Annotated in this window: 30 protein-coding genes; 5 read left to right on the top strand and 25 right to left on the bottom strand. The window is 44.0% G+C overall.

The annotated features are described in order from the left end of the window. Positions 1–14 precede the first annotated feature (14 nt). Positions 15–314, bottom strand: a complete 300-nt coding sequence (gene atpE / locus IAE16_RS03530) for an ATP synthase F0 subunit C (RefSeq protein ID WP_323701343.1) — start codon at positions 312–314, stop codon at positions 15–17. Positions 315–338: 24 nt separating this feature from the next. Beyond that, positions 339–998, bottom strand: coding sequence for a F0F1 ATP synthase subunit A (gene atpB, locus IAE16_RS03525; protein WP_323701342.1), 660 nt, complete (start codon positions 996–998; stop codon positions 339–341). A 31-nt stretch (positions 999–1,029) separates the two neighbouring features. On the opposite strand from atpB, the gene IAE16_RS03520 reads away from it, so the two are divergent. Next, a complete protein-coding gene (locus tag IAE16_RS03520) occupies positions 1,030–3,528 on the top strand; it encodes a cation-translocating P-type ATPase (protein WP_323701341.1) in 2,499 nt (832 codons plus the stop codon). Here IAE16_RS03520 and IAE16_RS03515 read toward each other — a convergent pair. From IAE16_RS03515 to IAE16_RS03505, 3 genes are read right to left on the bottom strand one after another with little or no spacing between them, the layout of a single operon-like run. Continuing rightward, the gene (locus IAE16_RS03515; protein WP_323701340.1) at positions 3,513–4,322 is read right to left on the bottom strand and encodes an ArsA family ATPase; all 810 of its coding nucleotides are present in this window, start codon (positions 4,320–4,322) and stop codon (positions 3,513–3,515) included. The two genes, IAE16_RS03520 and IAE16_RS03515, sit on opposite strands and share 16 nt — an antisense overlap. Beyond that, the gene (locus IAE16_RS03510) at positions 4,313–4,549 is read right to left on the bottom strand and encodes a DUF7990 family protein (protein WP_323701339.1); all 237 of its coding nucleotides are present in this window, start codon (positions 4,547–4,549) and stop codon (positions 4,313–4,315) included. The genes IAE16_RS03515 and IAE16_RS03510 overlap by 10 nt, the downstream gene beginning before the upstream one ends. Beyond that, positions 4,546–4,788 (bottom strand): c-type cytochrome, encoded by a 243-nt coding sequence (locus IAE16_RS03505; RefSeq protein ID WP_323701628.1) that lies wholly within the window; start codon positions 4,786–4,788, stop codon positions 4,546–4,548. The genes IAE16_RS03510 and IAE16_RS03505 overlap by 4 nt, the downstream gene beginning before the upstream one ends. Positions 4,789–5,116: 328 nt before the next feature. Here IAE16_RS03505 and fabZ point away from each other — a divergent pair, with 328 nt between their 5' ends. Further along, the gene (fabZ, locus tag IAE16_RS03500) at positions 5,117–5,563 is read left to right on the top strand and encodes a 3-hydroxyacyl-ACP dehydratase FabZ (RefSeq protein WP_323701627.1); all 447 of its coding nucleotides are present in this window, start codon (positions 5,117–5,119) and stop codon (positions 5,561–5,563) included. A 354-nt stretch (positions 5,564–5,917) separates the two neighbouring features. On the opposite strand, the gene IAE16_RS03495 is transcribed toward fabZ, so the two are convergent. The 17 genes from IAE16_RS03495 to secF all read right to left on the bottom strand — a co-directional run bounded on the left by IAE16_RS03495 (position 5,918) and on the right by secF (position 18,675). Next, positions 5,918–6,226, bottom strand: a complete 309-nt coding sequence (locus IAE16_RS03495; RefSeq protein ID WP_323701338.1) for a prepilin-type N-terminal cleavage/methylation domain-containing protein — start codon at positions 6,224–6,226, stop codon at positions 5,918–5,920. A gap of 70 nt (positions 6,227–6,296) precedes the next feature. After that, positions 6,297–6,725, bottom strand: a complete 429-nt coding sequence (locus IAE16_RS03490; RefSeq protein WP_323701337.1) for a prepilin-type N-terminal cleavage/methylation domain-containing protein — start codon at positions 6,723–6,725, stop codon at positions 6,297–6,299. Positions 6,726–6,843: 118 nt separating this feature from the next. Further along, positions 6,844–7,119 (bottom strand): hypothetical protein, encoded by a 276-nt coding sequence (locus IAE16_RS03485; protein WP_323701336.1) that lies wholly within the window; start codon positions 7,117–7,119, stop codon positions 6,844–6,846. Next, on the bottom strand, positions 7,116–7,349 hold the full coding sequence (locus tag IAE16_RS03480; protein ID WP_323701335.1) for a hypothetical protein: 234 nt from the start codon (positions 7,347–7,349) through the stop codon (positions 7,116–7,118). Before IAE16_RS03480 ends, IAE16_RS03485 begins: the two co-directional genes overlap by 4 nt. Beyond that, a complete protein-coding gene (locus tag IAE16_RS03475; protein ID WP_323701333.1) occupies positions 7,346–7,612 on the bottom strand; it encodes a hypothetical protein in 267 nt (88 codons plus the stop codon). Before IAE16_RS03475 ends, IAE16_RS03480 begins: the two co-directional genes overlap by 4 nt. Further along, a complete protein-coding gene (locus tag IAE16_RS03470; protein ID WP_323701334.1) occupies positions 7,609–7,830 on the bottom strand; it encodes a hypothetical protein in 222 nt (73 codons plus the stop codon). Before IAE16_RS03470 ends, IAE16_RS03475 begins: the two co-directional genes overlap by 4 nt. Then, positions 7,827–8,093 carry a hypothetical protein gene (locus IAE16_RS03465; protein ID WP_323701333.1) on the bottom strand — a complete coding sequence of 89 codons (267 nt, stop codon included), beginning with the start codon at positions 8,091–8,093 and terminating at the stop codon, positions 7,827–7,829. Before IAE16_RS03465 ends, IAE16_RS03470 begins: the two co-directional genes overlap by 4 nt. Beyond that, positions 8,090–8,290 (bottom strand): hypothetical protein, encoded by a 201-nt coding sequence (locus IAE16_RS03460; protein WP_323701332.1) that lies wholly within the window; start codon positions 8,288–8,290, stop codon positions 8,090–8,092. The genes IAE16_RS03465 and IAE16_RS03460 overlap by 4 nt, the downstream gene beginning before the upstream one ends. 27 nt (positions 8,291–8,317) lie before the next feature. Continuing rightward, on the bottom strand, positions 8,318–10,261 hold the full coding sequence (locus IAE16_RS03455) for a secretin GspD/PilQ domain-containing protein (RefSeq protein WP_323701331.1): 1,944 nt from the start codon (positions 10,259–10,261) through the stop codon (positions 8,318–8,320). After that, entirely contained in the window at positions 10,258–10,488 is a 231-nt protein-coding gene (locus IAE16_RS03450; protein WP_323701330.1) for a hypothetical protein, read from the bottom strand. Before IAE16_RS03450 ends, IAE16_RS03455 begins: the two co-directional genes overlap by 4 nt. Beyond that, positions 10,485–11,189, bottom strand: a complete 705-nt coding sequence (locus tag IAE16_RS03445) for a hypothetical protein (RefSeq protein WP_323701329.1) — start codon at positions 11,187–11,189, stop codon at positions 10,485–10,487. The genes IAE16_RS03450 and IAE16_RS03445 overlap by 4 nt, the downstream gene beginning before the upstream one ends. 3 nt (positions 11,190–11,192) lie before the next feature. Then, positions 11,193–11,843 (bottom strand): septum formation initiator family protein, encoded by a 651-nt coding sequence (locus IAE16_RS03440; protein ID WP_323701328.1) that lies wholly within the window; start codon positions 11,841–11,843, stop codon positions 11,193–11,195. Next, positions 11,840–12,703: a type IV pilus biogenesis protein PilM gene (gene pilM, locus IAE16_RS03435; RefSeq protein WP_323701327.1), complete on the bottom strand. Its 864-nt coding sequence runs from the start codon at positions 12,701–12,703 to the stop codon at positions 11,840–11,842. The genes IAE16_RS03440 and pilM overlap by 4 nt, the downstream gene beginning before the upstream one ends. After that, positions 12,700–15,255, bottom strand: a complete 2,556-nt coding sequence (ppsA, locus tag IAE16_RS03430) for a pyruvate, water dikinase (protein ID WP_323701326.1) — start codon at positions 15,253–15,255, stop codon at positions 12,700–12,702. The genes pilM and ppsA overlap by 4 nt, the downstream gene beginning before the upstream one ends. 3 nt (positions 15,256–15,258) lie before the next feature. Continuing rightward, on the bottom strand, positions 15,259–17,235 hold the full coding sequence (gene glyS / locus IAE16_RS03425) for a glycine--tRNA ligase subunit beta (RefSeq protein ID WP_323701325.1): 1,977 nt from the start codon (positions 17,233–17,235) through the stop codon (positions 15,259–15,261). 1 nt (position 17,236) lies between these two features. After that, a complete protein-coding gene (locus IAE16_RS03420) occupies positions 17,237–17,803 on the bottom strand; it encodes a tetratricopeptide repeat protein (protein ID WP_323701324.1) in 567 nt (188 codons plus the stop codon). A gap of 8 nt (positions 17,804–17,811) precedes the next feature. Next, entirely contained in the window at positions 17,812–18,675 is an 864-nt protein-coding gene (gene secF / locus IAE16_RS03415) for a protein translocase subunit SecF (protein WP_323701323.1), read from the bottom strand. A gap of 15 nt (positions 18,676–18,690) precedes the next feature. On the opposite strand from secF, the gene IAE16_RS03410 reads away from it, so the two are divergent. Beyond that, the gene (locus IAE16_RS03410; protein ID WP_323701322.1) at positions 18,691–20,172 is read left to right on the top strand and encodes an ArnT family glycosyltransferase; all 1,482 of its coding nucleotides are present in this window, start codon (positions 18,691–18,693) and stop codon (positions 20,170–20,172) included. Here the strand turns inward: IAE16_RS03410 and IAE16_RS03405 are convergent. Then, on the bottom strand, positions 20,166–21,263 hold the full coding sequence (locus tag IAE16_RS03405; RefSeq protein WP_323701321.1) for an OmpA family protein: 1,098 nt from the start codon (positions 21,261–21,263) through the stop codon (positions 20,166–20,168). The two genes, IAE16_RS03410 and IAE16_RS03405, sit on opposite strands and share 7 nt — an antisense overlap. A 44-nt stretch (positions 21,264–21,307) precedes the next feature. Between IAE16_RS03405 and dtd the strand changes: the two genes are divergently transcribed. After that, the gene (gene dtd / locus IAE16_RS03400; RefSeq protein WP_323701320.1) at positions 21,308–21,751 is read left to right on the top strand and encodes a D-aminoacyl-tRNA deacylase; all 444 of its coding nucleotides are present in this window, start codon (positions 21,308–21,310) and stop codon (positions 21,749–21,751) included. On the opposite strand, the gene IAE16_RS03395 is transcribed toward dtd, so the two are convergent. Both IAE16_RS03395 and coaE read right to left on the bottom strand, forming a co-directional pair. Further along, positions 21,748–23,598 (bottom strand): helicase HerA domain-containing protein, encoded by a 1,851-nt coding sequence (locus IAE16_RS03395; RefSeq protein WP_323701319.1) that lies wholly within the window; start codon positions 23,596–23,598, stop codon positions 21,748–21,750. The genes dtd and IAE16_RS03395 overlap by 4 nt on opposite strands. Next, on the bottom strand, positions 23,582–24,196 hold the full coding sequence (gene coaE / locus IAE16_RS03390; RefSeq protein WP_323701318.1) for a dephospho-CoA kinase: 615 nt from the start codon (positions 24,194–24,196) through the stop codon (positions 23,582–23,584). The genes IAE16_RS03395 and coaE overlap by 17 nt, the downstream gene beginning before the upstream one ends. A 29-nt stretch (positions 24,197–24,225) precedes the next feature. On the opposite strand from coaE, the gene IAE16_RS03385 reads away from it, so the two are divergent. Further along, positions 24,226–24,480, top strand: a complete 255-nt coding sequence (locus IAE16_RS03385; RefSeq protein WP_323701317.1) for a c-type cytochrome — start codon at positions 24,226–24,228, stop codon at positions 24,478–24,480. Positions 24,481–24,482: the final 2 nt, after the last annotated feature.

The following is a 24,482-nucleotide window of genomic DNA, read 5'->3' as shown; positions in this document are numbered from 1 at the left end:
GGGAAGCACCCCCATTATTTTACAAAGAGTAGGATTATTGCCACAAGCAAAGCATAGAGGGCAAGGGTTTCTATAAAGGCGAGACCTATGAACATGAGGGTTTGAAGTCTTCCACCTGCGGTTGGGTTTCTGGCTACGCCTTCCTGCGTGCCTTTTATGGCAAAGCCCATGCCTATACCTGTGCCAAGAGCTGCAAGCCCAATTCCCAATCCTGCACCCATATACATGAGACCCTGCTTTAGAGCCTCTCCTTCCGCTGCCAATGCAAGGGTTGGCAAGAGCACCGTTAGAAGTGCCACTAAAGTAGCCTTCATATTCCTACCTCCTTTGATTTATTTTCAGTGTTCTTCATGAGCTACCGCACCTGCAAGGTATATGGTAGAAAGTATCATAAAAATGTAGGTCTGTATAAAGACCGCAAGAAACTTTATAGCTATGATGAATATTAAAAATATAGGAGAGAAAGCCATAGCCACGTAGTTTTGAACCACAAGCCCTACAAGCACCACAAGAAGCATTGCACCACCCTTCATATTGGCAAAAAGCCTGAGGGTGAGCGTTATGGGTCTGGCAAGGTGAGAGATTACCTCTATAAGGAAGAAGACAGGTGCAAGGTATGGGTTTGGACCCGCAAAGTGCTTAAGGTATCCTACGCCGTGTAGCCTAAAACCCTCTATGTTGTATAGGAAAAAGACTATAAGAGCCAATGCCAAGTTTGTGTTCACATTACCCGTTGGAGCCTCAAGCCCGGGAACCATACCAAGGAGATTGGAAAAGAACACGAAGAGCCCTATGCTTGCTATGAGTGGCACATACCTAAGACCTTCGTGTCCCATGTTTTCAAGAACCATACCTCTAACAAATCGCACATAGCCTTCCCAAAAGGCTTGAAACCTTGTGGGTTTTAGGGATGGCTTGCCTGCCATTAGCACAAGACCTGTGGAAATTGCCATCGCCAGCACGCCAAAGTATACATGGCTTAGGTTTAGCTCTTGCATGATAATAAGATTATACCATAAAATTTCATGCATGCATAACAAAAGTACTGAAGCCACTCTAAAAGAGCTAAAAACTGGGTTGGAGGGTCTAAGCGAAGAGGAAGCAAAAAGCAGGCTTGCCTCCTACGGTTATAACCTACTCAAGGAAGAAAAGGAAAGTAAGCTAAGAGTCTTTATTAGGCAGTTTACAAGCCCCTTTGTGCTTATACTTTTGACAGCAGGATTTATAGCACTTTTCCTTGGAGACCTCAAGGATGCTCTTGTTGTGTATGGAATTTTGTTGGCAAACGGGATTCTGGGTTTCTATCAAGAGCTAAAAGCTATGGCTTCCATAGAAGCCCTGAGGTCTCTAACAGCTCTAAAGGTTAAGGTCATAAGAGATGGTGTGGAAAGGGAGATAGACAGCAAGGAGCTTGTGCCTGGAGACCTCGTTTTACTTAGTGAAGGAGATGTTGTTCCTGCGGACATAAGACTCATAGAAAGTGTTGGGCTTATGGTGGACGAGGCTATGCTCACAGGTGAATCCCTACCGGTGGAAAAAGAGGCAGGTGTTGTATTGCAAGCGGATACACCTTTGCATGCTCGTAGTAATTGCCTATACAAGGGCACTACTGTGGTAAGAGGAAAGGCTCTTGGTGTGGTCTTTGCCACAGGTAGAAACACAGAGCTTGGCAAGATAGCCCAGAGGGTGCAGGAGAAATCTCCAGAAAGTCCCTTAACGAGAGCTCTTGGCACTTTTGGGAAAAGGTGGATACTTTTCTTGCTTGTATTCCTTTCCCTGCTGGTAGTCATTGGAATCCTTCAAGGAAGAGACTCAAAAACAATAGTCTTTTTTGCCATAGCACAGCTCGTTTCTGCAGTCCCCGAAGGACTTCCCATAGTGGTAACCATAGCCCTCGTGGTAGGTGCGGTCAGGCTATCAAGGGAAAAGGTGCTTGTAAAATACCTGCCTGCGGTAGAAACCTTGGGAAGTGCCACTTACATATGCTCCGACAAAACTGGAACTATCACACTTGGCAGGCTAAAAGTTAGCCAGTATGAAGCCTACGATAGAAAAAGACTATTTCTTTGCTCTGCCCTTTGCAACGATGCGGACGCTGTTAAAGGAGACCCCCTTGAGATAGCCCTCTTGCAGTGGTTAGAGGAAGAAAGGGTAAACTGGGAAGCTCTTAGAAAGACCTACGAAAGATTGTGGGAACACCCATTTGATACAAAAAGGAGGCTTATGGCTGTGGTGGTTTCCGACGGGTCTGGTGGTTTTGACTTTTATGTGAAGGGTGCGTTAGAAAGTCTTGTGGGTATGTGCAGGGAGGAATGCCCTGAGGAAGTTTGGGAAATACATGACAAAATGGCTCAGGAGGGTTTGAGAGTCTTAGCCTTTGGATATGCAAAGTTAGAGAGAATTCCAGAACATGTGGACGAGGCAAAGATAAAAATAGTGGGACTTGTGGGCTTTATGGACCCTCCAAAGGAAGGAGTAAAGGAGGCGGTAGAGACCGCAAAAAGGGCAGGCATAAGGGTGATAATGATAACAGGAGACAACCTTTTGACCGCAAAGGCTATAGGGAGGATGGTGGGAATATACCAAGACAAGGACTTAGCCATAGAGGGAAAGGAAATGCAAAGATATAGCGATGAGGAGCTCTACAACATACTCAAAAGGGTGAGCATAGTGGCAAGGGCTACGCCAGAAGACAAATACAGAATAGTAAGGGTTTTACAGTCAAGGGGTGAGATAGTGGCGGTAACTGGAGATGGAGCAAACGATGCACCCGCTTTAAGGGTGGCAGACCTTGGTATAGCCATGGGTTCTGGCTCTCAAGCGGCAAAGGACGCCGCCAAGATGGTAATAGTGGACAACAACCTCGCCATAATAGTCAACGCCATAAAAAGAGGCAGGCTCATAGCCAAAAACATCTCAAAGGTCATAAGGTATCTCCTTTCTGCCAACTCCTTTCAGATTTTCTACAACTCCTTCGCCATAATCACAGGACTACCTTTACCCTTATATCCTACCCAAATACTTTGGATAAACTTGGTAACCGACGGAGTCCAAGACAAGGCTTATCCTTTTACCAAATACGAAGGAGACCCTATGAAGGAAAAGCCAAAGAACCCTATAGAGGTCTTTATGGGCAGGGAACAGCTCATTACCTTGCTTTACAACGGGCTTTTGATGGCGATTACACATTATATGCTTTTTGTCTATCTTCTAAAAACTTATCCCTATGAAATAGCACTCACCATTAGCTTTACCTCTGCGGTAGCAAGCCAGTGGGCGGTAGGTGTACAAGAGGTAAGCGAGAAACCCTTCTTTAGAAACCCAGTGGAACATATAAAGCTCAACCCATACGTCTATCTTGGCATATTCATAGGAACTCTACTTCAACTTTCTGCCATAACCTTTCTTGCGGATTACTTCCATGCGGTCAGCCTATCTCTTGAGCATATACCCTATGTGGTCCTTCTTCCAGTCTTTACCTTCTTTGGAATAGAGCTTAGGAAGTGGTTTGTCTATCTTAGGAGGTAGTCCAGAATGGGCTTTATAGAGAGTCTCTCAAGGGCTTCAAAGCCATAGGGTTTTTCAATCCCAGGAATTTTTATACAATCACATTCCATATAGTGCCAGCGGTTAATTACAAGTTGAACCTCTATATCCTTGAGCTTATTGCGTATATTCTGGGCTTCTTGCAAAGATAGAGGCTCTTCGTTGGCAACTGCAAAAACTGTGGTCCTTTCTCTTAGTATGTTAGCCAAGTTTTGAAGTTTTTGCTTTCTCTCTTCTATGAGCTTTGGTAATCTGTCCTCTCTTCCCATAAACCTTTCCACTTTGTGCCTTTCCTTTGCCACTTGGCTTAAAAAGTCAAACCAGCCACTTACCATGTGAAAAGTCTCAAAAAGCCTTAGCATCTGACCAGTGGGTGCGGAGTCTACCACCACATAGGTAAACTCCTCACAGTAATCCAATATCTTGTCAAGAATTGCGGTCTCTTGAGCGGTAGGAGAATGTCTTATATACTTGGCATACTCTTTTATTCCAGACCTTACAGTAGGTAAAAGCTCAGTAAGAGTAGACAAAACCTTTTCCGCATAGTCTTCAACAAGGGCTTCCGCTTTCATTTCAATGGCAAATAGCTGGTCTTTTAGTCTTTTTATCTGGTCTCCCACTTCTACCAGAAAAATGCCAGAAAGAGAATGGGCTGGGTCTATGGAGACCAAAAGGGTCTTTTCCCTCTTTGAAAGCTCAAGGGCGACCGCACAAGAAAGTGTGCTTTTACCCACTCCTCCTTTACCACCAAAGAATACAAGCCTCTTTAACAACACGGCAGGAAGTCCAAACCTCCCCTTTCAAGCCCTAAGCTCTTATGCCATATATGAAACTCATAAAGCATTAGAGGATACAGGTCAAGCACATACACGCCAAGAGGATTATCAAGACCAAAGTAGTCCAAGAAAACAGAAAGCAAAAGGAGGTCCCTCACATGAGACTGAGAGACCTCCACAGGCTTTTTAAAGTGAAGCTCTATAAAACCTCTGAAAATTTCCTTCACTTTAAGCTGAGCACCCACTTAGCCAGGTCTTTAGCCTCTTGCTCTGTAACGTTTTGAGGAGGCATTGGCACTTGCCCCCATACTCCTACACCACCGTTCTTTATCCTTTTGGCAAGCTCTTCTTCTATATTAGGCTGTCCTGCAAACCTTTTTGCAACCTCCTTGAAGGAGGGTCCCACCTTTTTGGCGTCCATGCCATGGCAGGCAAAACAGCCCTTCTGCTGGGCGAAAGCCTGCATATCCTTTGCTTGAGCTACTTGCTGTCCCGCTGGAGCCTTAGCTTCTTGTTGTGCGGGTTTTTCTTCTGCCTTAGGCTGTTCTGCCGGTCTTTGCTCCTCTTGCTGTGCAGGTTGCTCTGCAGGTTGTTGTGCTTGCTCTTGAGGTTGTGCTTGTTGTGCTGGCTGTTCCGCAGGCTTTTGTTGGCAAGAAAGTGCAAAGATTAATCCAGAAGCCAACGTCAAGTAGGCAACCCTCTTCATGCTAAAACCTCCAATAGTTCTATTTAAAGAGTATACATCACCAAAGGTTAAAAATTCATGAAATTTTGGCTTATAATCTATAGCCATGCTGGGCGTAAAAGAGATAATGGAAATCCTACCACACAGGTATCCTATACTTCTTGTAGACAAAATTGTGGAGATGGAGCTTGGCAAGAGGATAGTAGGCATAAAGAATGTGTCTGTAAACGAGCCTGTGTTTCAGGGACACTTTCCAGACTTTCCTCTAATGCCGGGCGTATATATCCTTGAAGCCATGGCTCAAGTGGGTGGAATCCTTATGATAAAATCCCTTGGGCTTGAGATAGGTAAATACGCCATAGTCTTTGCAGGCATAGATGATGCAAGGTTCAAAAGACCAGTCTATCCCGGCGACCAACTCCTTTTAGAGCTTGAAGTCATATCCCTAAAGAAAAGCCTGTCTAAAATGAAAGGCACAGCAAGGGTAGACTCCGAAGTGGTAGCTACCGCAGTGCTCTATGCAGCGGCGAGGGAGCTTGAAGATATAAAGCGTTAATATAGTAGCTTCTCTACCTGAGTTAGCTCTCTTAGGGAGCTTCTTACTTGAAAAAGGGAGCGGACAGTAAGCTCGCCGCCTATTCTGGCTTTATTTTTCCTCTTTCCTTAAGGAGCTAAAGAAACCACTGGAATTTTGCTATTATTTCAGCGGTTTTTCTGTATAGCTTTAGGACATGAGCTATAAGGGTGCTTTTTCTTTTTGTGGTAGGGCAAGAGACTTCAATAGCCCTATACGTAGGGATATTATAGCTTTTGCTTGTGAGTTTGTGTGTGAAACAATTCAAGCAACAAATTACCATTATTGGGTGTCAATATTTTCAGAGACTGGTTGCCAAGACTTACGCACGCCACACTATTCACAGCTCACCGAGCCACCCTCTCCAAGACTACAGGTCACAGAGCCAACCAACCCAGAAACAGTGCAAGTGCAAGAAGAACCATCCTCCGCAACAGTGCAACCTTCTGGAGGATTGTAAGAGGAATTATTAACACCAGAATGTGCCTTCTCTCCAAGACACACCCTTGCGTTAGCCAAAGCCTTGGATTTATAGGCGTTCTTTACATAGGATTGGTAAGATGGTAGGGCTATAAGAGTCAAAATTGCAATTACAGAAACAACAACCATTAGCTCAATCAGAGAAAACCCATATACCCTCCTCATGGTATAAAAACCTCCAAAATAAAAAAAAGCCCCACAAGGGGGCTTGGGGGTGTTATTATTTAAACATTATTCATTCAGTGCCGTCACCAGTATCAGTGCCGTCACCAGTACCAGTGCCGCCACCAGTACCAGTAACTGAACAATTTATGCTGTCGTTGCTTGAAGTGCAGCTTGCGGTGTTGCCTGCTGCAGCTCCAGTGCATGCCTTTGTAGCGGTGATAGTCCCACTGGTGGTATCAATGGTAACATTAGCACCCGCAAAACTTGGGCAGTCGGTTGCGTTCGGGTTTTCTGCAAGGTGTGCTGCACATGCGGTTACTGCGTTTCTTACATCAGAGAGGCAAGCGTTTTTTGCTGCGGTTACACGGTATTTGTTGAACTGGGGTATGGCTATGGCTGCAAGTATGGCTATGATGGCGACCACTACAAGGAGCTCAATGAGGGTGAAACCCTTGTTGGTCCTCATGGACCTTGCGGTTGCTTCGTAGAGTGCTCTCATGGTAAACCCTCCTTTTTGAGTTTTTCCTCCCTTGCCCGGGCTAGAGAGGATGATATTAGTTTATCTCTTTTGTAGGAGATGTCAATAGACTTCACGAAAATTTCACGAAAGGAATGAGCTATGTCTTGCCCTCTTTTTGAGGCACTTCCAAGACTTTGTATAGGAGTAGGCGTATTTCACGAATTTCCTCCTTTAGCTCTGTAAACCTCCTATCTGTGTCGTGCCTTAGCTCATCAAACTTCTTGTCCATATCCTGCCTTAGTTCGTCAATGCGTTTGTTGGTATCGTCAATGCGTTTGTTTGTGTCCTCTATGCGTTTATTAAGCAGGCTAACCGCTATGCCTACCACCACAGTAATGGCAGAGATGATGGTAACCACCTTTGTTATGTTCATCCTTTGTCCTTCTTATGAGGGACTTCTAAAACTTTGTAGAGAAGTATTCTTATTTCGCGTATCTCCTCTTTTAGCTCCTGCCTAAGCTCGTCAAACCTCTTGTCCATATCCTGCTTTAGCTCATCAATACGATTGTTGGTATCATCAATCCGTTTGTTAAGCAAACTAACTGCTATACCTACCACCACAGTGATGGCTGAAATGATGGTAACCACCTCTGTTATGTTCATCCTTTGTCCTCCTTATGAGGGACTTCTAAAACTTTGTAGAGAAGTGTTCTTATTTCGCGTATCTCCTCTTTTAGCTCCTGCCTTGTTTCTCGCACCTCCCCCTTTAGCTCCTGCCTAAGCTCGTCAAACCTCTTGTCCATATCCTGCTTTAGCTCATCAATACGCTTGTTGGTATCATCAATCCGTTTGTTAAGCAAACTAACTGCTATACCTACCACCACAGTGATGGCTGAGATGATGGTAACCACCTCTGTTATGTTCATCCTTTGTCCTCCTTATGCGGCACTTCTAAGACCTTATAAAGAAGCATCTTGATTTCTTTTATCTCCTCTTTTAGCTCCTGTCTTAGTTCATCAATGCGTTTGTTGGTATCGTCAATGCGTCTGTTTGTGTCATCAATGCGTTTGTTGAGCAAACTAACTGCTATACCTACCACCACAGTGATGGCTGAGATGATGGTAACCACCTCTGTTATGTTCATCCTTTGTCCTCCTTATGAGGGACTTCTAAAACTTTGTAGAGAAGTGTTCTTATTTCGCGTATCTCCTCTTTTAGCTCCTGCCTTGTTTCTCGCACCTCCCCCTTTAGCTCCTGCCTAAGCTCGTCAAACCTCTTGTCCATATCCTGCTTTAGCTCATCAATACGCTTGTTGGTATCATCAATCCGTTTGTTAAGCAAACTAACTGCTATACCTACCACCACGGTGATGGCTGAAATGATGGTAACCACCTCTGTTATGTTCATCCTTTGTCCTCCTTATGCGGCACTTCTAAGACCTTATAAAGAAGCATCCTGATTTCCCGTATCTCCTCTTTCAGCTCCTGTCTAAGCTCATCAATACGCTTATTAGTGTCATCAATACGTTTGTTAAGCAAACTAACCGCTATACCTACCACCACAGTAATGGCAGAGATTATGGTAACCACCTCTGTTAGGTTCATAACAGCCTCCACCTATAAATATAGGTTCTACTGGGTTATAAGCGTTGGCTGTATAAAGATAAGAAGCTCTGTGTCTTCCTTTTCTGTCCTCTGCTCCATAAAGAGCCATCTAAAAAAGGGAATTCTCATAAGACCCGGGATGCCTCTTTCTGTGTTTCTATCCACAGCCTTTACCAGACCTCCAAGCACCACAAGGTCTCCATCCCTTACTATAACCTTTGTGTCCGCCCTTTGGCTTTGAACTGTTGGAATGTCAAAAACAGAGCCTGTTTCTGTGATAAACTTTTCAATGTTTGTTATCTCTGATTTTGTTATGGTGATATCCAGCATAAGATTGCCCTCTGGGAGAAGGACAGGCGTGACGGTGAGGTTTAGGGGTATTAGCTTGTAGTCTATGCTGACCGTTGTAGTTCCTCCAGGGACAACGGTGACTCTTCTTATTGGATACTCAAGCACGCTCTGTATGGTAGCTGGCTCACCGTTAAGGGTCATAATAACAGGCCTTGAGAGGGTTTTAGCTTTCTGCACCTGCTCAAAGGCAGAGAGCCTTAGGTTAAGAGCATTTAACACACCCCTCTGGAAGGTAAAGGCAAGTATTCCTCCGGGTGTTGCGGAAAGTCCGGGACTAAGCGGAGGAGAAACGTTTATTCCAAGATTAGAACCCGCTCCACCGCTCCAAAATTGAGGCACCCTTGCTTGAGAAAGAAGAGCATTCCAGTTTATTCCAAGCTCCCTAACCGCACTGGAAGAAAGCTCCACAACCCTTGCCTCTATCTTTATCTGAATGGGTTGCTCTGATACTATATCCTTGTATCTTTCCATTACTCTATATACCACGTCCGCATAGTCCCTAATCACGACCGCATTTTGGAATACCACCCTTGCGGATTTTTCCTTTCTAAACTCTGGACCGAGTATGCCTTCCCTTGCTGTAGGAAAGCCTGACATACTAACGCTGTCTCCTCTCTGACCGGCGGGAGCTTGAAGAACCCTCTGAAGCTCCTGTTGTCTTTGCTGAAGTCTTTGTAGCTCTTGCTGTAGCTGTGTTCTCTCTTCGGGTGATGCATCCCTAAGTCTTTCTGCAATTGCCTGAGCCCTTTGCTGGAGGTCTCTTAGCTCCCTCTCTTCTGCCACAGTGGTTGCAATGCCAGTGCCTAAAACATAAACCTCACCAACTTCGGAGAGCATGGGTTGTATCATTCTTCTAAACTCTTCCGCAGGAACATATTTGACATACAGAGCCTTTGTAAGTATTGGCTTTTCTGAGGTTGTGCTTCTTATATATCTCTCAAGAGCCTTTTCTACCCTTTCAAGGTCTCTTCTGTTAGCGGAAACTATAAGAGCGTTAAACTCAGGAGCTTCAGTTACAGTCATATCTTTGATATTAAGCTCCTGCAGAGCCTTTGCTATGTCTTTGTAAGATATATCCCTTCTTATGTAGAACACCTTTGTTATGTATTCTTCCCTTTCTTCTGCTTGAAGGCTTGCCCTTTCTATGTCCCTTTGAAGTCTTCTAAGCTGTTCTATCCTTGAAAGTTCATCTCTAACAAAGACCTTTTTAAGTGTTCTATCTACTACTATCTCCGCAGAGGGGCTAACCCTTGCCTTTAAAAGGTCTACGAGCTCTTTTATTTGTGCGTCAGTATATCTTGCCACATCAAAGGTTAAGTCTCCAGACTTTGTTATTCTGAAAACTCTCGTATCCACAGGCACCGCAATGAGATTATGAGTTTTCAGTATAATGTTCATAGCTTCTCCTACAGGCACAGGTCTGTATATGGCAACGCTTACCGTCTTTTGAAGATCTTGAGAAACTGCTGGGTCAAATATGACATTCATACCAGAAACTTCCGCCAGTGCCTTTAGGACTATTTCCAATTTAACATTCTCAAACCTCATTTCTCTTATGGTTTGAGAATAGGAAAAACCTACAAGCAAAAGCACCACAAGAAAGCCTAATACTTTCCTCATCTTCTACCTCCTTCCCTCTGTTCCTCGGTCTTCTTCATAAACTGTGATGGGTTTCTGTCTACTCTTATGTTCCTTACCGAGCCGTCCTTGTCCTCAACCACGATGTAGTTTTCCACCCTTCCCTGCCTTTCAATCACTATATAGCCTACCGCACCCTCAAGGTTTTGAAAGGGTTGCTGTGCAAAAACAAAACCAAAACAAGTCAACAGAAATAGTAATCTCTTCATAGCTCCTGTCCCTCCTTCATCAAGATATTTATCACTAACTCCGCTCTCAACTTATTACCCTCGGCGTTAAGACTTAGAGATGCTGGATAGGATACTATTCCTTCCCTTCTCATGTTATCAAGAAAAGCCCTCACAGAGTTGTAGTCTCCGAGAAGTGTAATCCTCACCTCAGTTCTTAAAAGGGTTATACTCTCTTTAGGCTGTTTTTGTTGAGCTTGTTGCCCAGGCTGTTGTTGAGCTTGTTGTTGCTGTTGTTGTAATTCTTTTACCACCTTCCTTTCACCCTCTTGGACTACTGTATAGCTTACCCTTTGAGCTCCAGAGACCTGCATGTTGAGTATGGTAACTTTTGACCTTTTAGCTATACGCCCTATGTTGGCAATTACTTTACCCACGTCTTTTTCTGTTGGTATCTCTCCCACCAAACTAACAAGTTCCGCCTGTTTTCTAAGGTATTCCTCTTTGAGAGCCTTTTCTTCCTTCCTTAGGTTTTCAAGGACCGCTGGATTAAGGCTTGCCCTTATGCGTTGAATATCAGCTTTAGCATTATCGGCTTCCACTCTCAGCTTGCTTACTTCGTCCATAGCTGGAGATATCAGCATTAGCCAAGTGTATACGATTAAAACAGAGGGGAGACCAAGAAGTAGGACATACTTCTGCCAAGGAGGAAGTGCCTTAAACTGTTCTATGAGTTTTTGCATGGTTTACCTCCCTTCCTGCAGGCTTTTTTCAGAAGACAGCTTGGCAGAATAATATTCAAATCCATGCGGGTTTACTTTTCTTTCAAGCTGAGAAAAATAAACACCTTGAGAAGCATTACTTAGTGCCTTACTATAAAGGCTGAGACTCTCATAATCAAGGGAGCTTATTTCAAGCTCTGAGGTTAGCTTACCTTGGTTTATATTCAGAGATTGTGTGTAGGAGCTAATCCAAGAAGCTCTTGGCACTCTTGATGTGTAGAGGAAAAAGCCTGAGTTAAAAGGCTCATAGTAAGCCTTTAGTCCTATGATTATATCCTTGCTACTTTCAATATCTTGTATGCCCTTTTTTATCCTTGCTATCCTCTCTTCTATAGCCTTTTTCTCATTGAGAAATTTTTCTGCCTGTGCTTGAAGCCTTGTCTTTTCTGCGTTTAAATTGTCAAGCTCCGCCTTAAGAGAGTCCACTTCTGCTTTGACTTTCCAATAATAAGCCAATATGCCTACCACACCAAGCCACAGCAAAAGTCCTACGTAATACTCTCCCCCAGCTTTGAGTAAGTCCTGCACCTTTAAAGTTTTCAAAGATGATAAGTCAAAGGCTATGCCCCTTTTTCCCTCCTCCTTCCTTACCTTTGCAAGGTTTATCCTTATCATCCTTCCATCCCCCTTATACTTAATATGTACGGAATAAAGAAGTTTGGTTTAAGCTCTTCAAGGTCAAGCAAGCCAAGTATGGGAAGGTTTTCCATCACTCTGGTGAGCATTTCCTCCTCCGCAAGAATGGGACCAGCCACATACATACTGGAAAGGTCATTGAGGACTACTATGTTTCTTATTTCTGCAAAAAAGCTCTCAAGAGACTCCTCGTCTTTACTTTTCAAAAACTCCATAAAGCTCCAATAGGTCACATAGTAGCCTATGTTGGTGGGTGAATAGGTGGTAAGTATAGAGTAGTTGTAGTCCACGTAGAGAATGGAATAGGGAACAGGTAGCCTGTGATAGATTCCGTAGTTTATTATGGCTAAAGGTTCGTAATCAAGGATATGAAGTTTGAGCCCTGCATTTTCAAGCATTTTTCTTATACCTTCAACCGTTTCCTTGCGAGAAAGCACGAGAACCACACCCACTTGTTTTTCTTCAGCTCCCGGCTCAAGTATAAAGTAGTCGTAATAGGTTTCTTCCTTCATAGCAGAAAGCTCTCTCTTTATGGACCACTCTATAGCACTCTGTAAGTCTTTCTTGCTCATGGATGTAGGATACTTGTAGAACTTTAGAAGTCCATCGTCGACAGACACACAAGCGGCTACCCTCTTTCCAGAAAGCCCGTGCTTCTGAACAAGCTCCCTTAGCACCCTTTCCTTATCCTTTCCCTCAAGACTTAACTCAACGGGTTCAGAAACGGGTTTTTTGTCCTTCCCCAATTCCAAGAGCCTTATAACCTTGTCTGTATAATGTAGACCTAAGACTGTCTTAGTTTTCTTCCCAAGAGATGGAAGAGGCAGGCTTAGCTTCATGACACAGCCTCTTTCGTTTTACTCTCTGCTTCCGCAACCACGAGCATGGTCTTAAGCACAGAGTCTGGGTTTAGAGATATGCTGTCTATGCCTTGCTCTACCAGAAAGACTGCAAACTCTGGAAAGTCCGAAGGTCCCTGACCGCATATCCCCACCTTTCTGCCCTTTTCCTTTGCAGTTTGTATAAGCTGTGCTATAAGTCTTTTTACCGCTTCGTTTCTTTCATCGTAAAGGTGGGCAATAAGCCCAGAGTCTCTATCAAGCCCAAGTGTAAGCTGTGTAAGGTCGTTAGAGCCTATGGAAAAGCCATCAAATATCTCTGCGAACTTGTCCGCAAGAACCACATTGCTTGGAAGCTCTGCCATCACATAAACTTCAAGCCCATTCTCTCCTCTCCTGAGCCCGTATTCCTCCATTACCATAAGCACCCTTTCTCCCTCCTCAGGTGTTCTACAAAATGGTATCATAACCTTTGTATTTGTCAAACCCATTTTATTTCTAACCCTTAAGATTGCCTGACACTCAAGCCCAAAAGCAGGCTTATAGACCTCTGAATAATACCTTGATGCACCCCTCCAACCGAGCATGGGGTTTTCTTCTTCTGGTTCAAAAAGCTCACCACCTATAAGTCCTCTGTATTCGTTGGACTTAAAGTCAGAAAACCTCACTATCACAGGGTTTGGATAGAAAGCGGAGGATATTTTGGCAATTCCGTAGGAGAGCTTTTTGACGAAGTATTGAGCCTTGTCCTCGTATCCGAAGGTTAGGCTTTCTATGTCTTCTATAAGTTTTTGAAGGTTTACTTGTTTTCTGTCTTTGCCCTTTGCAAGCCTTTCAGAGAGCGGTGGTTTGGCATACCTATATACCACAGCCATGCTCACATTTCCTCTGTCATCTATAAGACCCTGAGCCTTGAGTTCTTGATAAAGAGCCTTTAGCTCCTCATAATGAAGCAGTGCAAGGGGGTGTATTTTTATGTAGTTAGCTATGATGAACTCTTCTCTGGCAAGTCCTACGCCATCGTTAGGTATAGAAGAGTAACTAAAGGCAGATTCAGGGTTTCCCACGTTCATCATTATTTTTGTGTTAGTCTTTGGAAGCTTTTCAAGGTTTATCTCTTCAACCTCAAAGGGTATAAAGCCTTCGTAAACGTATCCTATCTCTCCTTCCGCACAGGAAAGGGTGACTTCCATACCTGTTTTTAGTATCTCAGTTGCCTTGTGAGTGCCAACGATAGCAGGTATTCCAAGCTCTCTTGCCACTATGGCTGCGTGAGCGGTCCTTCCACCTCTGTTGGTTATTATTCCACTTGCTTTCTTCATTATGGGTTCCCAGTCTGGGTCCGTTATGTCCGTTACAAGTATCTCGCCCTCTTGAAACTGCCCCGCATCCTTTAGGTCATGTATTACCCTTACCTTTCCGTGAGCTATTTTATCGCCAACTGCTATGCCATAGACTATTCTTCCCTTTAACCTTTCTTCGATAGGCTGGGTAAACTTGTAAACCTTGAGTATGTTTTCTTCCTTTCTTGAGTGGACTGTTTCGGGTCTGGCTTGCACTATAAAGAGTTGGTTGAGAATTCCATCCTTTGCCCATTCTATATCCATAGGCATCCACCTGCCGTTCTTTCTTGAGTAGTAGTCCTCTATGAGTATGCCCCACCTTGCAAGCTGGAGTATTTCATCGTCAGAAAGGGCGAACTGCTTTTGCTCCTGAAGGGACACGTTTACCACCTTTACCCTTTCCTGCCCAGTGCCATATACCATCTTTCTGTCTTTTCTTCCCAGTTTTTTTTCAATTATGGCGGAGTATCCCGCTTGAAGGGTAGGCTTAAAGACCATGTATTCGTCGGGTGTAACCATACCCTGCACCAAGAGCTCACCGAGCCCGTAGGTGGCATTTATCACCACCACATCCTTAAAGCCTGATTCTGTATCAAGGGTAAACATAACACCCGACGCACCCATGTCGGAGCGGACCATCTTTTGCACACCCATAGCTATACCCACCTTAAAGTGGTCAAAGTTAAAGGACTCTCTGTAGGATATGGCTCTATCTGTAAAAAGAGAAGCAAAGCCGTTTTTTACCGCAGTTAGCACGTTTTCTGCGCCCACCACGTTGAGGTAGGTCTCTTGCTGTCCTGCAAAGGATGCATGGGGAAGGTCTTCTGCTGTAGCTGAGGAACGCACCGCTACATCTATAGCAAAGGAGCCATACCTTTCTGAGAGTTTTTGATAATAGTCCTTTATACCCTCCTCTATTTCTCTTGGAAACTCTCCACCCTTTATAAGCTCCCTAATCAAGTGCCCTCTGCGAGCCAGGTCTTCTACGTTGCTTGGGTCAAGTCCTTGAAGTATCTTTTTTATCTCTCCCTCAAGCCTGTTATACCTTATAAACTCATAGTAGGCTTCTGATGTAACCACAAATCCGTAGGGCACGTTTACACCCAAAGAGGAGAGGTTTCTTATCATCTCTCCAAGGGATGCGTTTTTGCCTCCCACAAGGGGGATGTCTTCAATACCTACCTCATCAAGCCAAACAAGAAACGCCATGCCTTAACCTCCTTCTATTACTATCTTGCTAAAATCCGCAAATCTGTTAAAAAGTTTTTTTATTCTGTAAAGAAGTGCAAGCCTGTTTTTCCTTATCTCTTCTCTTGGGTCCATTACCAAAACTTTATCAAAGAAGCGGTTTATAGGTTCTTTAAGAGCGTAAAGGCTTAGCATATCCTGCGTATTTTTAAGGCTTTTGAGGACTTTCCAAAGCTCTCCCTCTTCTTTTTCAGTTATTAACCCTTCTTCCACCATATCTTCCTCCCATTCTGAGGGTAGTATCCTTACTACCCTTCTGTATACTTCCACTATATGTTTAAATTCTTCCTCTTCCCTGAGGCTGGCAAGGGTTTTTACCATGCTTATAATTTCATAGGGTTTAAGTGGATTCTTTACTTCAAGAACCGCTCTCACAAGGTCGTAGCCGTAGGGGTCAAGGTAGGCTTCAAGCCTTGCCTCAAGAAACTTCTCCAATTCTTTAGTATAGCTTTCAAGCAATACAGAAAGGTCTATGTCCCATCCAAAGTGCTCTAATATGGCAAAGAGTCCATGAGCAAGTCTTTTCATACCGTAAGGGTCTGAGCTACCCTTAGGGCTTTCACCTACGGTGATAAGGGTGTTTATGCTGTCAAGCCTGTCCGCCACAGATAACACCGCAGAGATATCATTTGAAGGTAGTGGGTCAGAAGTCCGCACTGGTAGGTAATGCTCATAGAGTGCAAGGGCAACTTCTGGGTCTTCACCCTGCTTAAGAGCGTATATATATCCCATATAACCTTGAAGCTCGTCAAGCTCCCTTACCATTTGAGTGAGAAGGTCTGCCTTACAGAGCTGGCAAGCCCTTTCTATCTTTTTCTTTTTCTCTTCAGAGAGCCCGAGTAGCTCTGCCAGCTTTATGGCAAGGGCTCCTACCCTTTTCACCTTCTCTAACATACTGCCAGCCTTTGGATGGAAAAGCACCTCAGAAAGTCCAGAAACCAACTCCTCAAGAGGTCTTTTAAGGTCTTCTCTATAGAAAAACAGTGCATCCTCAAGCCTCGCTCTTATAACCTTTTCGTAGCCTTTAACTACCAAACCATCTCTTGGATAGTTGTTGCTTATGGCTATAAAGTAAGGCAGGAGTTTGCGGTCTTTCTCTACGCAGAAGAACCTTTGATGATGTGCAAGGACGGTCATTATAACCTTATCTGGAAGCTCAAGGTATTTTTCTTCAAACTTTCCCACCACCGCAAAGGGAAACTCTACAAGGTTTGCCACCTCTTCCTCCAGACCTTCTGGATACAGGGGCTTTCCACCAAGAGCGTAAGCCTCATCCCGAAGAAAGGCAAGCACCATACCAAGCCTTTCCTTGTAGTCCGCAATTACATAATTTTCTTTAAGCACCTCTTGGTATTCCCCCGCACTCTTAAGTTCAATAGCCTTTGGAGAGATTATCCTGTGTCCGTATGTTATCCTGCCTGCCTTTAACCTTCCAAAAGAAAGGGGCAAAACTTCATCGCCATACAAGGCACATATCCATCTAATTGGTCTTGAAAACCTAAGATTTGAGGAGTCCCATCTCATTGTCTTGGGGAAAGGAACGTTCCTTAGGAGCTCCTCAAAGACCTCTGAAAGCCTCTCAAGGGGTGAATCCTCTTTCACCCTCCTCCTTATAGCCACATACAGACCCTCACCCTTTTGAACTTCAATGACTTCTTCTATGCTTGCCTTGTTTCTTTCAAGAAAGGCAAGGAGTGCCTTCGTGGGCTTTGCGTCTTCATAGGCTACTTTAACTGGTGGACCGTAGATGGTTTCTTCCTTCTCAGGACTACTATTTTCAAAGTTTTTAACAAAAAAGGCAAGCCTCCTGGGGGTTGAAAAGGTCTGTATGTCCTGTCTGTGTAGTATCTGGGAGAGTTTTTCCTTTAGGTGGTTTACCGCCAGAGGGATGTGGCTTGCGGGTAGCTCCTCAGTGCCTATTTCTATAAGAAGGTCTTTCATGTTAGTCTCCTATCAAGGAGAAGGCTTGTGCCATATTGGCAAAGTAAGTGTTGGGGCTTTTTTCCTCTATTTTTTTCAAAACCGCCTTTGCCTCTTCTATTTTCCCTTCCGCCTTGAGAATTTGAGCCTTTAACAAGAGAGAGCTTACGTAATTAAAGTCCTCTTCCCTTATCTTCTCCAATTCACTTAGGGCTTCCTTGTTTTTACCTTCTTTGAAAAGCTCATAAGCGTATCTTTCCCTATAGAAGGCTAACAGCTCCCTATCCTTGAGGCTATTTGTAATTTCACGAAGCACTTCTAAGGTGTTGACCTTCTGCTCTTTTGAATTGTCCGCAATATACAGCTTGTAAGAGAGGAAAAGGGGCTTCATGGAACTGTTAGAAGCTGAGTCAATAAGCTCCTTCGCCTTTTCGTAGTTGCCTGCCTGCAAGAGTTTTCTTATTTCGTATTCCTTGTAAGAAGCCTCCTGAAGTTTACGATTCCTGTAGTTATCCCAAAGGAGAAAGCCTCCAACAAGAAGAACAAGGACTGCTATAAGACCACCTACCCTTAAAAAAATATCCCTCATTAATAAGATTATACACCTACAGGCTGGGCTTTTAGCCTGTGCTTGATGTCGTATACCAGAGCACTTGCCACGAATATTGAGGACAAAGTTCCCACCACTACACCCACCACAAAGGCAAACATTATATTAGAAAGAGCAGGACCGCCAAACACAAAGAGCATAAGAGAAACCACAAAGGTGGTAAGAGAGGTCATAAGGGTTCTGGCAAGGGTTTGGTTTATGGAGAGGTCTATCAAGTCTCTAAAGGGTGTTCCCTTCCTTATCCTGAGGTTTTCCCTTATCCTGTCAAAGACCACTACCGTGTCCGAGACAGAATAACCCGCCACTATCAAAAGAGCGGCCACCACATCAAGGTTTACCTCCCTTTGACTTATAGAGTAAGCACCCACTACTATAAGAACGTCATGAGCCAAAGCCAAAACCGCTCCCAAAGCCCAAAGAGGTTCAAACCTGTATCCAAGGTAAAGTAGTATGCCTCCAATGGCAATTAGCATCGCCCATATTGCCTTTTGACGAAGCTCAGAGGTTATTATTCCTCCTATGCTTTCAGACCTTATTAGTTCGTAGCTTGACAGGTTTTTTAGGCTTTCAAGGGCAGGCTGTGTTGGGTCTCCAAGTCTTAGCTTTACTATAACTGTTCCCTGTGCTGTGTCTTGCACTTGAAAGTGAGAATAACCCGCATCTTCAAGGAGTTTTCTTACCTCCCCAACCTTTACAGGTTTTTCAAACTTTACCTCAATAACGCTACCACCCGTAAAGTCAAGCCCAAGATTGAGACCCCTGTAAAAAAGGGATAAAAGGCTCAAAAGGACAAGCAAGAGGGATACACCATAAGCGTAATATCTAAAACTCATAAAGGGTATGTTTTTCATGCTTATAATTTTAGCATGCTATATGTGTTAGCCCTTCTTGTGGCTTTGCTGTATTTTCTTAATCTTGGTGCTTTTCAGGTTTGGTCTCCCAACGAAGCCTTCTATGCGGACTCTACTCGTAGGATGCTACAGAATGGAGACTTTATAAACCCATATTACAACGGAGAACTAAGGCTCAACAAGCCACCCATGACCTACTGGCTTGTGGCTATCGGCTATTCCCTCTTTGGTGTCAACGAGTTTGGTCTTAGGTTTATGCATGCACTTCTTGGCTTGGGAACTGCTTTTATAACCATGCTTATGGCAAAGGAACTTACGGGGAGCTGGAAGGCTGGAGTATATAGCTTTTTGGCACTAAGTCTGTCTGTGCAGTTTTTTGCCAATTCTCAATACGCCTCTCCAGAAGTGCCCTTTACCTTCTTTATAACCCTTAGCCTATATCTATGGCTTCTTTACTACAAAAGAGGCTACCTTTTCCTTTTACCCTTAGCCTTTTTTGCCTCCTCTCTTGCCATGCTGGTAAAGGGACCTGCCGGCTTTGTGCTACCTGCAGGCACCGTGTTTATATACCTGCTCCTTAAAGACCCAAGAGAACTTCTTAAGCTCAGGTATTACATACTTAGCGTATTGGCTTTATTGCTTGGTCTTTGGTGGCAAGCGTATCAGATATTCACAAAGGGAGGTCTTTTCTGGGAAGTTTTCTACAAAGAAAACCTCAGGAGAGTCTATCACGGTAGCGAGCCCATATACTTTTACTTGGCGGACCTAAATGTTAGCTTCCTGCCCTATTCTCTTATCTTCTTTCCAGCCCTCCTATGGGTGCTCATAAAACTTAAAAGAGAGTATGCCTTTCCTCTTGTGTGGTTCGCCTTTATTTACGGACTCTTTAGTCTTATAGCCCAAAAGATACCTGTCTATGTTATGCCAGCCTTTCCCGCACTTGCACTTATAACCTCTGCCTTCTTGCTTTCTGAGGATTGGGAAAGGTTCAAGAAATTCCTCTCCTTTGTGGTTTCTCTTCTTGTAGCCCTTGCAGTTCTTTTTGCCGTGCTCTTCTTTTCTTTGAACCCCTTAATACTTACCCTATTGCCACTACCTTTCCTTTTGTTTTTGAGGGATTATAGGCTTGCTCCTGCTATGGTTGGCATTTTGATAGTTGTCCTTCTCAAGTTTGCACTTCTTCCTTCACTTGAGGAAAAGAGAAAGGTGAGAGAGGTGGGAGAGTTCATAAAGATGCTGGACGCCAAGGCTTCAAAACCTGTTTATGAAGTAGGACACTTCCACCATAGCCTACCCTTCTATGCGGAAAGGAGGATAATAAGAGACAGCCAACCGGAAAGGGGGTCTGTGGTAGTTTTCAGGCTCAATTCCTTTAATGACTGTGAGCCAGTCAGGACTTTTAGGCTCTATACTGGCTCAGAAAGCAGACTGTTTAAATTCCTCATGGATGCGCGCAAAGACAAAAACTTTGCGGATTTTGGCGTATGCCTTTACTGACCGGGGACTTGAATCACAATAAACTCCGCCCTTCTGTTGGTAAACCTCCCTATGGGAGTGGCGTTGTCCGCTATGTATCTCTCTTTTCCAAAGCCAGCAACTTCTATCCTGTCCGCAGGTATACCAGCTCTTACAAGATAGTCTCTTACCGCCTGAGCCCTTCTTAAGGCGAGCCTATCGTTGTATGCCTTTGAGCCTATATCATCTGTAAAGCCTTCTATCCTTACCCTTACATTTGGATTTTCCTTAAGCACCTTTACCACTTCGTTAAGAAGGGGGATGTATTCCCTCTTTATATTGGACTTGTTAAAATCAAAGTGAACCCTTGCAGTTACCATGAGGGGTTCTTCTTGGATCCGAGAAGGTATAGGAGTAAGCGTGGGTCTTATTGTGGGCTCTTCAACCTTTGCAAGCTCTGGAACGAAGGGCTTGCCTGTATAGCACTCAAGGTTTCCCTCTTTTGCTATATTGACCTTTTCAGTGGCACTGTTTATTTCTGCTTGAGCCTTTGAGTAGAAATCTACAAGCCTTGTAATATGAGGTCTGGGTTTTGAAAGCTCGTAAGCCATAGCATCGTAATAGACTTCCGCCCTTGCAAGCTCAGCAGGAGCACAGCTTATAGCTTTGTTTTCTCTAATATACTCCAAGCCCGCATTAAGAGAGCTTATATCAAGCCCAAGAGCCTTTTGGTATTCTACCCCTATTTTTGAACCCTCCTCTTCATCATAGTATAATGGTTCTCCATACTCGCCGTATTCAACCCTTTTAACCTTCTTGATTTCTGTCTGAGTTATGAACTCTATGCTGTCAAGCTCTAACTTACCTGAACCAGCCTTAGAGAGAGCATTAAAGCTCTTTATCATAAAGACCCTTGAGCCTACTTCATCCATCTCAGAAGCCAGTATTTTAGCCACATCCCTGTTTGCCTTTGCCTTTTCAAAATGATAAGGGCCCTTCTTGTCCGCCTCTTCCCTCTTTGCGAGCTCAATACCTTTTTGAACCTGATTTAGACCCTCAAGAAGCCTCATGTTAGAAAAGTCCTGTGCAAAAAGGACAGTGGAGCTTACCACCAAAAGCACAAATCTTTTCATGCTTTCCCTCCGTTCTCTTTTATTCTACAATAAAATTTTACGCCATGAGGGCAGTCCTGCAAAGAGTAAAGCAGTCTAAGGTTTTTGTGGATGGTGTAGAGGTGGCGAGCATAGGAGAGGGGTTAAATATCCTTTTAGGTGTAGGTGTGGGAGATACAGAGGAAGATGTGAAAAAACTTGTAGAAAAAACGGTAAACCTCCGAATATTTGAAGACAGCTCTGGAAAGTTTAACCTCTCTATTCTTGATGTGAAGGGCTCTGCCCTCGTAGTTTCTCAATTTACTCTTTACGCTAACGTAAAAAAGGGTAGAAGACCAAGTTTTGAGTTTGCGGAGAAGCCAGACAGAGCAAGAGAGCTCTATGAACTCTTTGTAAAGAAACTTTCAGAGTATGTGCCCACTCAATGTGGTGTATTTGGTGCTACAATGGAAGTGCATATAGTCAATTGGGGACCTGTGACCATAATCCTTGATACTAAGGAGCTTTAGAGCTCAATCTCTATCAGCATACTAAAGGGCATCGCTATACCGCTTAAAAACAGATGACCTGGCTTGAGATTTGGTAGAAGCCTTAACTGGTCCTCCGAAGGATATTCAAAGAACTGAGATACCGCATTTATATCGTTTTGGGTGATGAGCCTGAAAATCGCCTGAGTGTTTAGCTGTGAAAGCACATATTTGCTAAGGTTTGCGGGTCTTTGAGATACCGCCACAAGACCAACACCAAACTTCCTTCCCTCCAGAGCTATCCTTTTTGTCATTGCTATGGCAAGGTTTTCCCTGCCTGTAGGCACATCAGTAGCTCCCCTTTCTGGAGCAAAGTTATGTGCTTCTTCAAGCACCACAAGTCTTCTCAGAGGATTGGACCTTGCCAAGGATAGGATTTCCTTGAGCACAAGCCCAGTTAAGTTAAGACGTGTCGTAGGATTCACCACATCTCTTAGGTCTATTATAATCACATCTTTTGAGGAATTTAAGGCATCGTCCAGCAGTCTAAAGACTTCTGGTTGATTCTGAAGTGCCTCTTGCCCCATATCTTTTGAGACCATCTGGAGTATCTCAAGCACCTCCCTTCTTAGTCCACCCTTTGAAGCATCAAGCAGTATATTTCCCAGCTCTTTCTCCCTGTAAGTGGAGAGCTTAAAGTCAGGCTTTAGAGAAGTTCTCAGTTGAGCAAAAAAGGCTTTTTCCTCTTCACCTCTCTCATAGAGGTTAAGACCATATTCTCTGAATAGGTCTTTTATGTCCTCTATCCAGATGGGAAGTAGAGTGTAGGGCAGGCTTACGCGATGCACTCTGTCTTCTTCAATTTTCAACTTTTGCTTGTATTCTCCAAAAAGGTCAAAGATAAGGGTCTTGCATGTGCCCCGCGGGATGTTTTCCACGAGCCTAACTACAAAGGTAGTTTTCCCAGAGCCTGTTGTCCCAAAGACAGCCATATGCATACCACTTACCTTTGCGAGGTCTACGAAAACAGAAACTCCCTTACCTACAAGCTTTCCAACATTTACGGGCAAGTCCATTGAATAACCAGAAAGGTTAGTTTTCATTACCTTGCGTAGAGCCTCATCCTCTTCCTTAACGGGTAGAAGCTGGTCTCCTGGTAAAAGACCAGAGATAGGTGTGCCAAAGTATCCTTTTTCATCCTCTATCAGCTCAAGAAGCACTTTGACCTTTCCCACAAGGATAGATTTTTTTAAGAGCGTTCTGTAGTAAGCAACAAGCCAGCTTTTGCTCTCAGAGAGCCCTTCTATAGAGTCCTGTAGGTTAATCTGGGTGTATACCCTTGTAAGCTTGCAGAGTAGCCTTCCCCTTTCACTCTTTGCCCAGAGAAAGGACTGCTCTGGAAGGTTGTCAAAAAGAAGAACCAAAGCCTCCACAGAAGATTCTGAAGACATAACAACTGCCACCACCTCCTCAAAGAGCCTTGTAGATTCCTTTTTGTAATCTTCAAAGAGCTCAAGTGTTTTCTGGAGCTCCACCCCCTTTACAGGAATAACTACCTCCAAATTACCCTCTTCCTCAAGCCCAGCCCTGGTTAGGTTTGCAGAGCCCACAAAGGCTATCCTGTCATCTATCAGTATTATCTTTGCGTGAAGCCTTTCGTTTATGTATATCTCCGCCCCATACCTTTCCAAAACTCTAAAGGTTCCTCCACCGGTTATATGGAGGTCTTTTAAGTCTCCTACCTTAAGTATAACCTCAAGTTTTACACCCTCGGGAAGCCTTTCAAGGGTCTTTTCCAGTATACACTGGTCAATCCAAGGAGAAGCTATCTTAAGGCTTTTCTTAGCTTTTGCTACCTCCTCCCCTATAAGCTCAAGGAAATTCTTCATGCTGAAACTCCACCCAGTTTTTAAAGACTTTTGCAAGCTCAAAGACCCTACTCCTTAAGGCTTCAAGGGTCTTCGTATTCTCCATTATGAAGTGAGCGTATTTTTTCTTTTCTTCTGGAGGCATCTGGTTTGCCCATCTTCTCTCAAAGTCCTCTATGCTATAGCCAGCCCTCAAGGCTCGCTCTCTGCAGAGTTGATAGGGAGCATAAGCAAGCAGGGTTACGTGGTAGTTTCTATATGTCCCTTTTTCTATAAGTAGGCTCGCCTCCACGACCACTATGCTCTTTTGAGGAAGCCTTCTAAACTCCTCATCAAGCCTTCTGTAGAGTTCACTATGAGTTATACTTTCCAACAGTCTTAGGCTCTGTGGGTCTGAGAAAACTATCTGTGCGAGTGTTTTTCTGTCAATGTTTCCCTCCCTGTCAAGCACCCTATCACCAAAAGCCTCTACCACCTTTCTGTAGACTTCACCCTTCTCTTCGTAGAAGGACCTTATTATTCTGTCCGCATCAAGGACATGAAAGCCAGCTTCTTGAAAGAATTTTCCCGCGGTAGATTTTCCTGAACCAAGATTTCCCGTTAGGGCTATATTTAGCATTAAGAGATATTTTAAACGGAGGTGTGGTCATGAAAAAGTTTTATATATCCCTTTTGCTTGTAAGCCTTGGCTTTGCCTCAGAGGGAGAGCTTATCTTTAAAAATTCCTGTATGAGATGCCATACGGACAAGGATAGAAAGCCCTTGAGCTATCTGAAGGAGAAGTATAAGGGTAATCCTGAGGCGGTTATGGAGCTTGCTAAAAGATGCCCATGGGGTCAAGGCTTGTCGGATATGGAGATAGAGCTTGTAAGCAAGTGGCTTGCGGGCGTAAATACGCGTTAAAA

The organism is Hydrogenobacter sp. T-2 (assembly GCF_033971325.1).
GTDB lineage: Bacteria > Aquificota > Aquificia > Aquificales > Aquificaceae > Pampinifervens > Pampinifervens diazotrophicum.
This window is presented reverse-complemented; position numbering and strand designations above follow the sequence as displayed.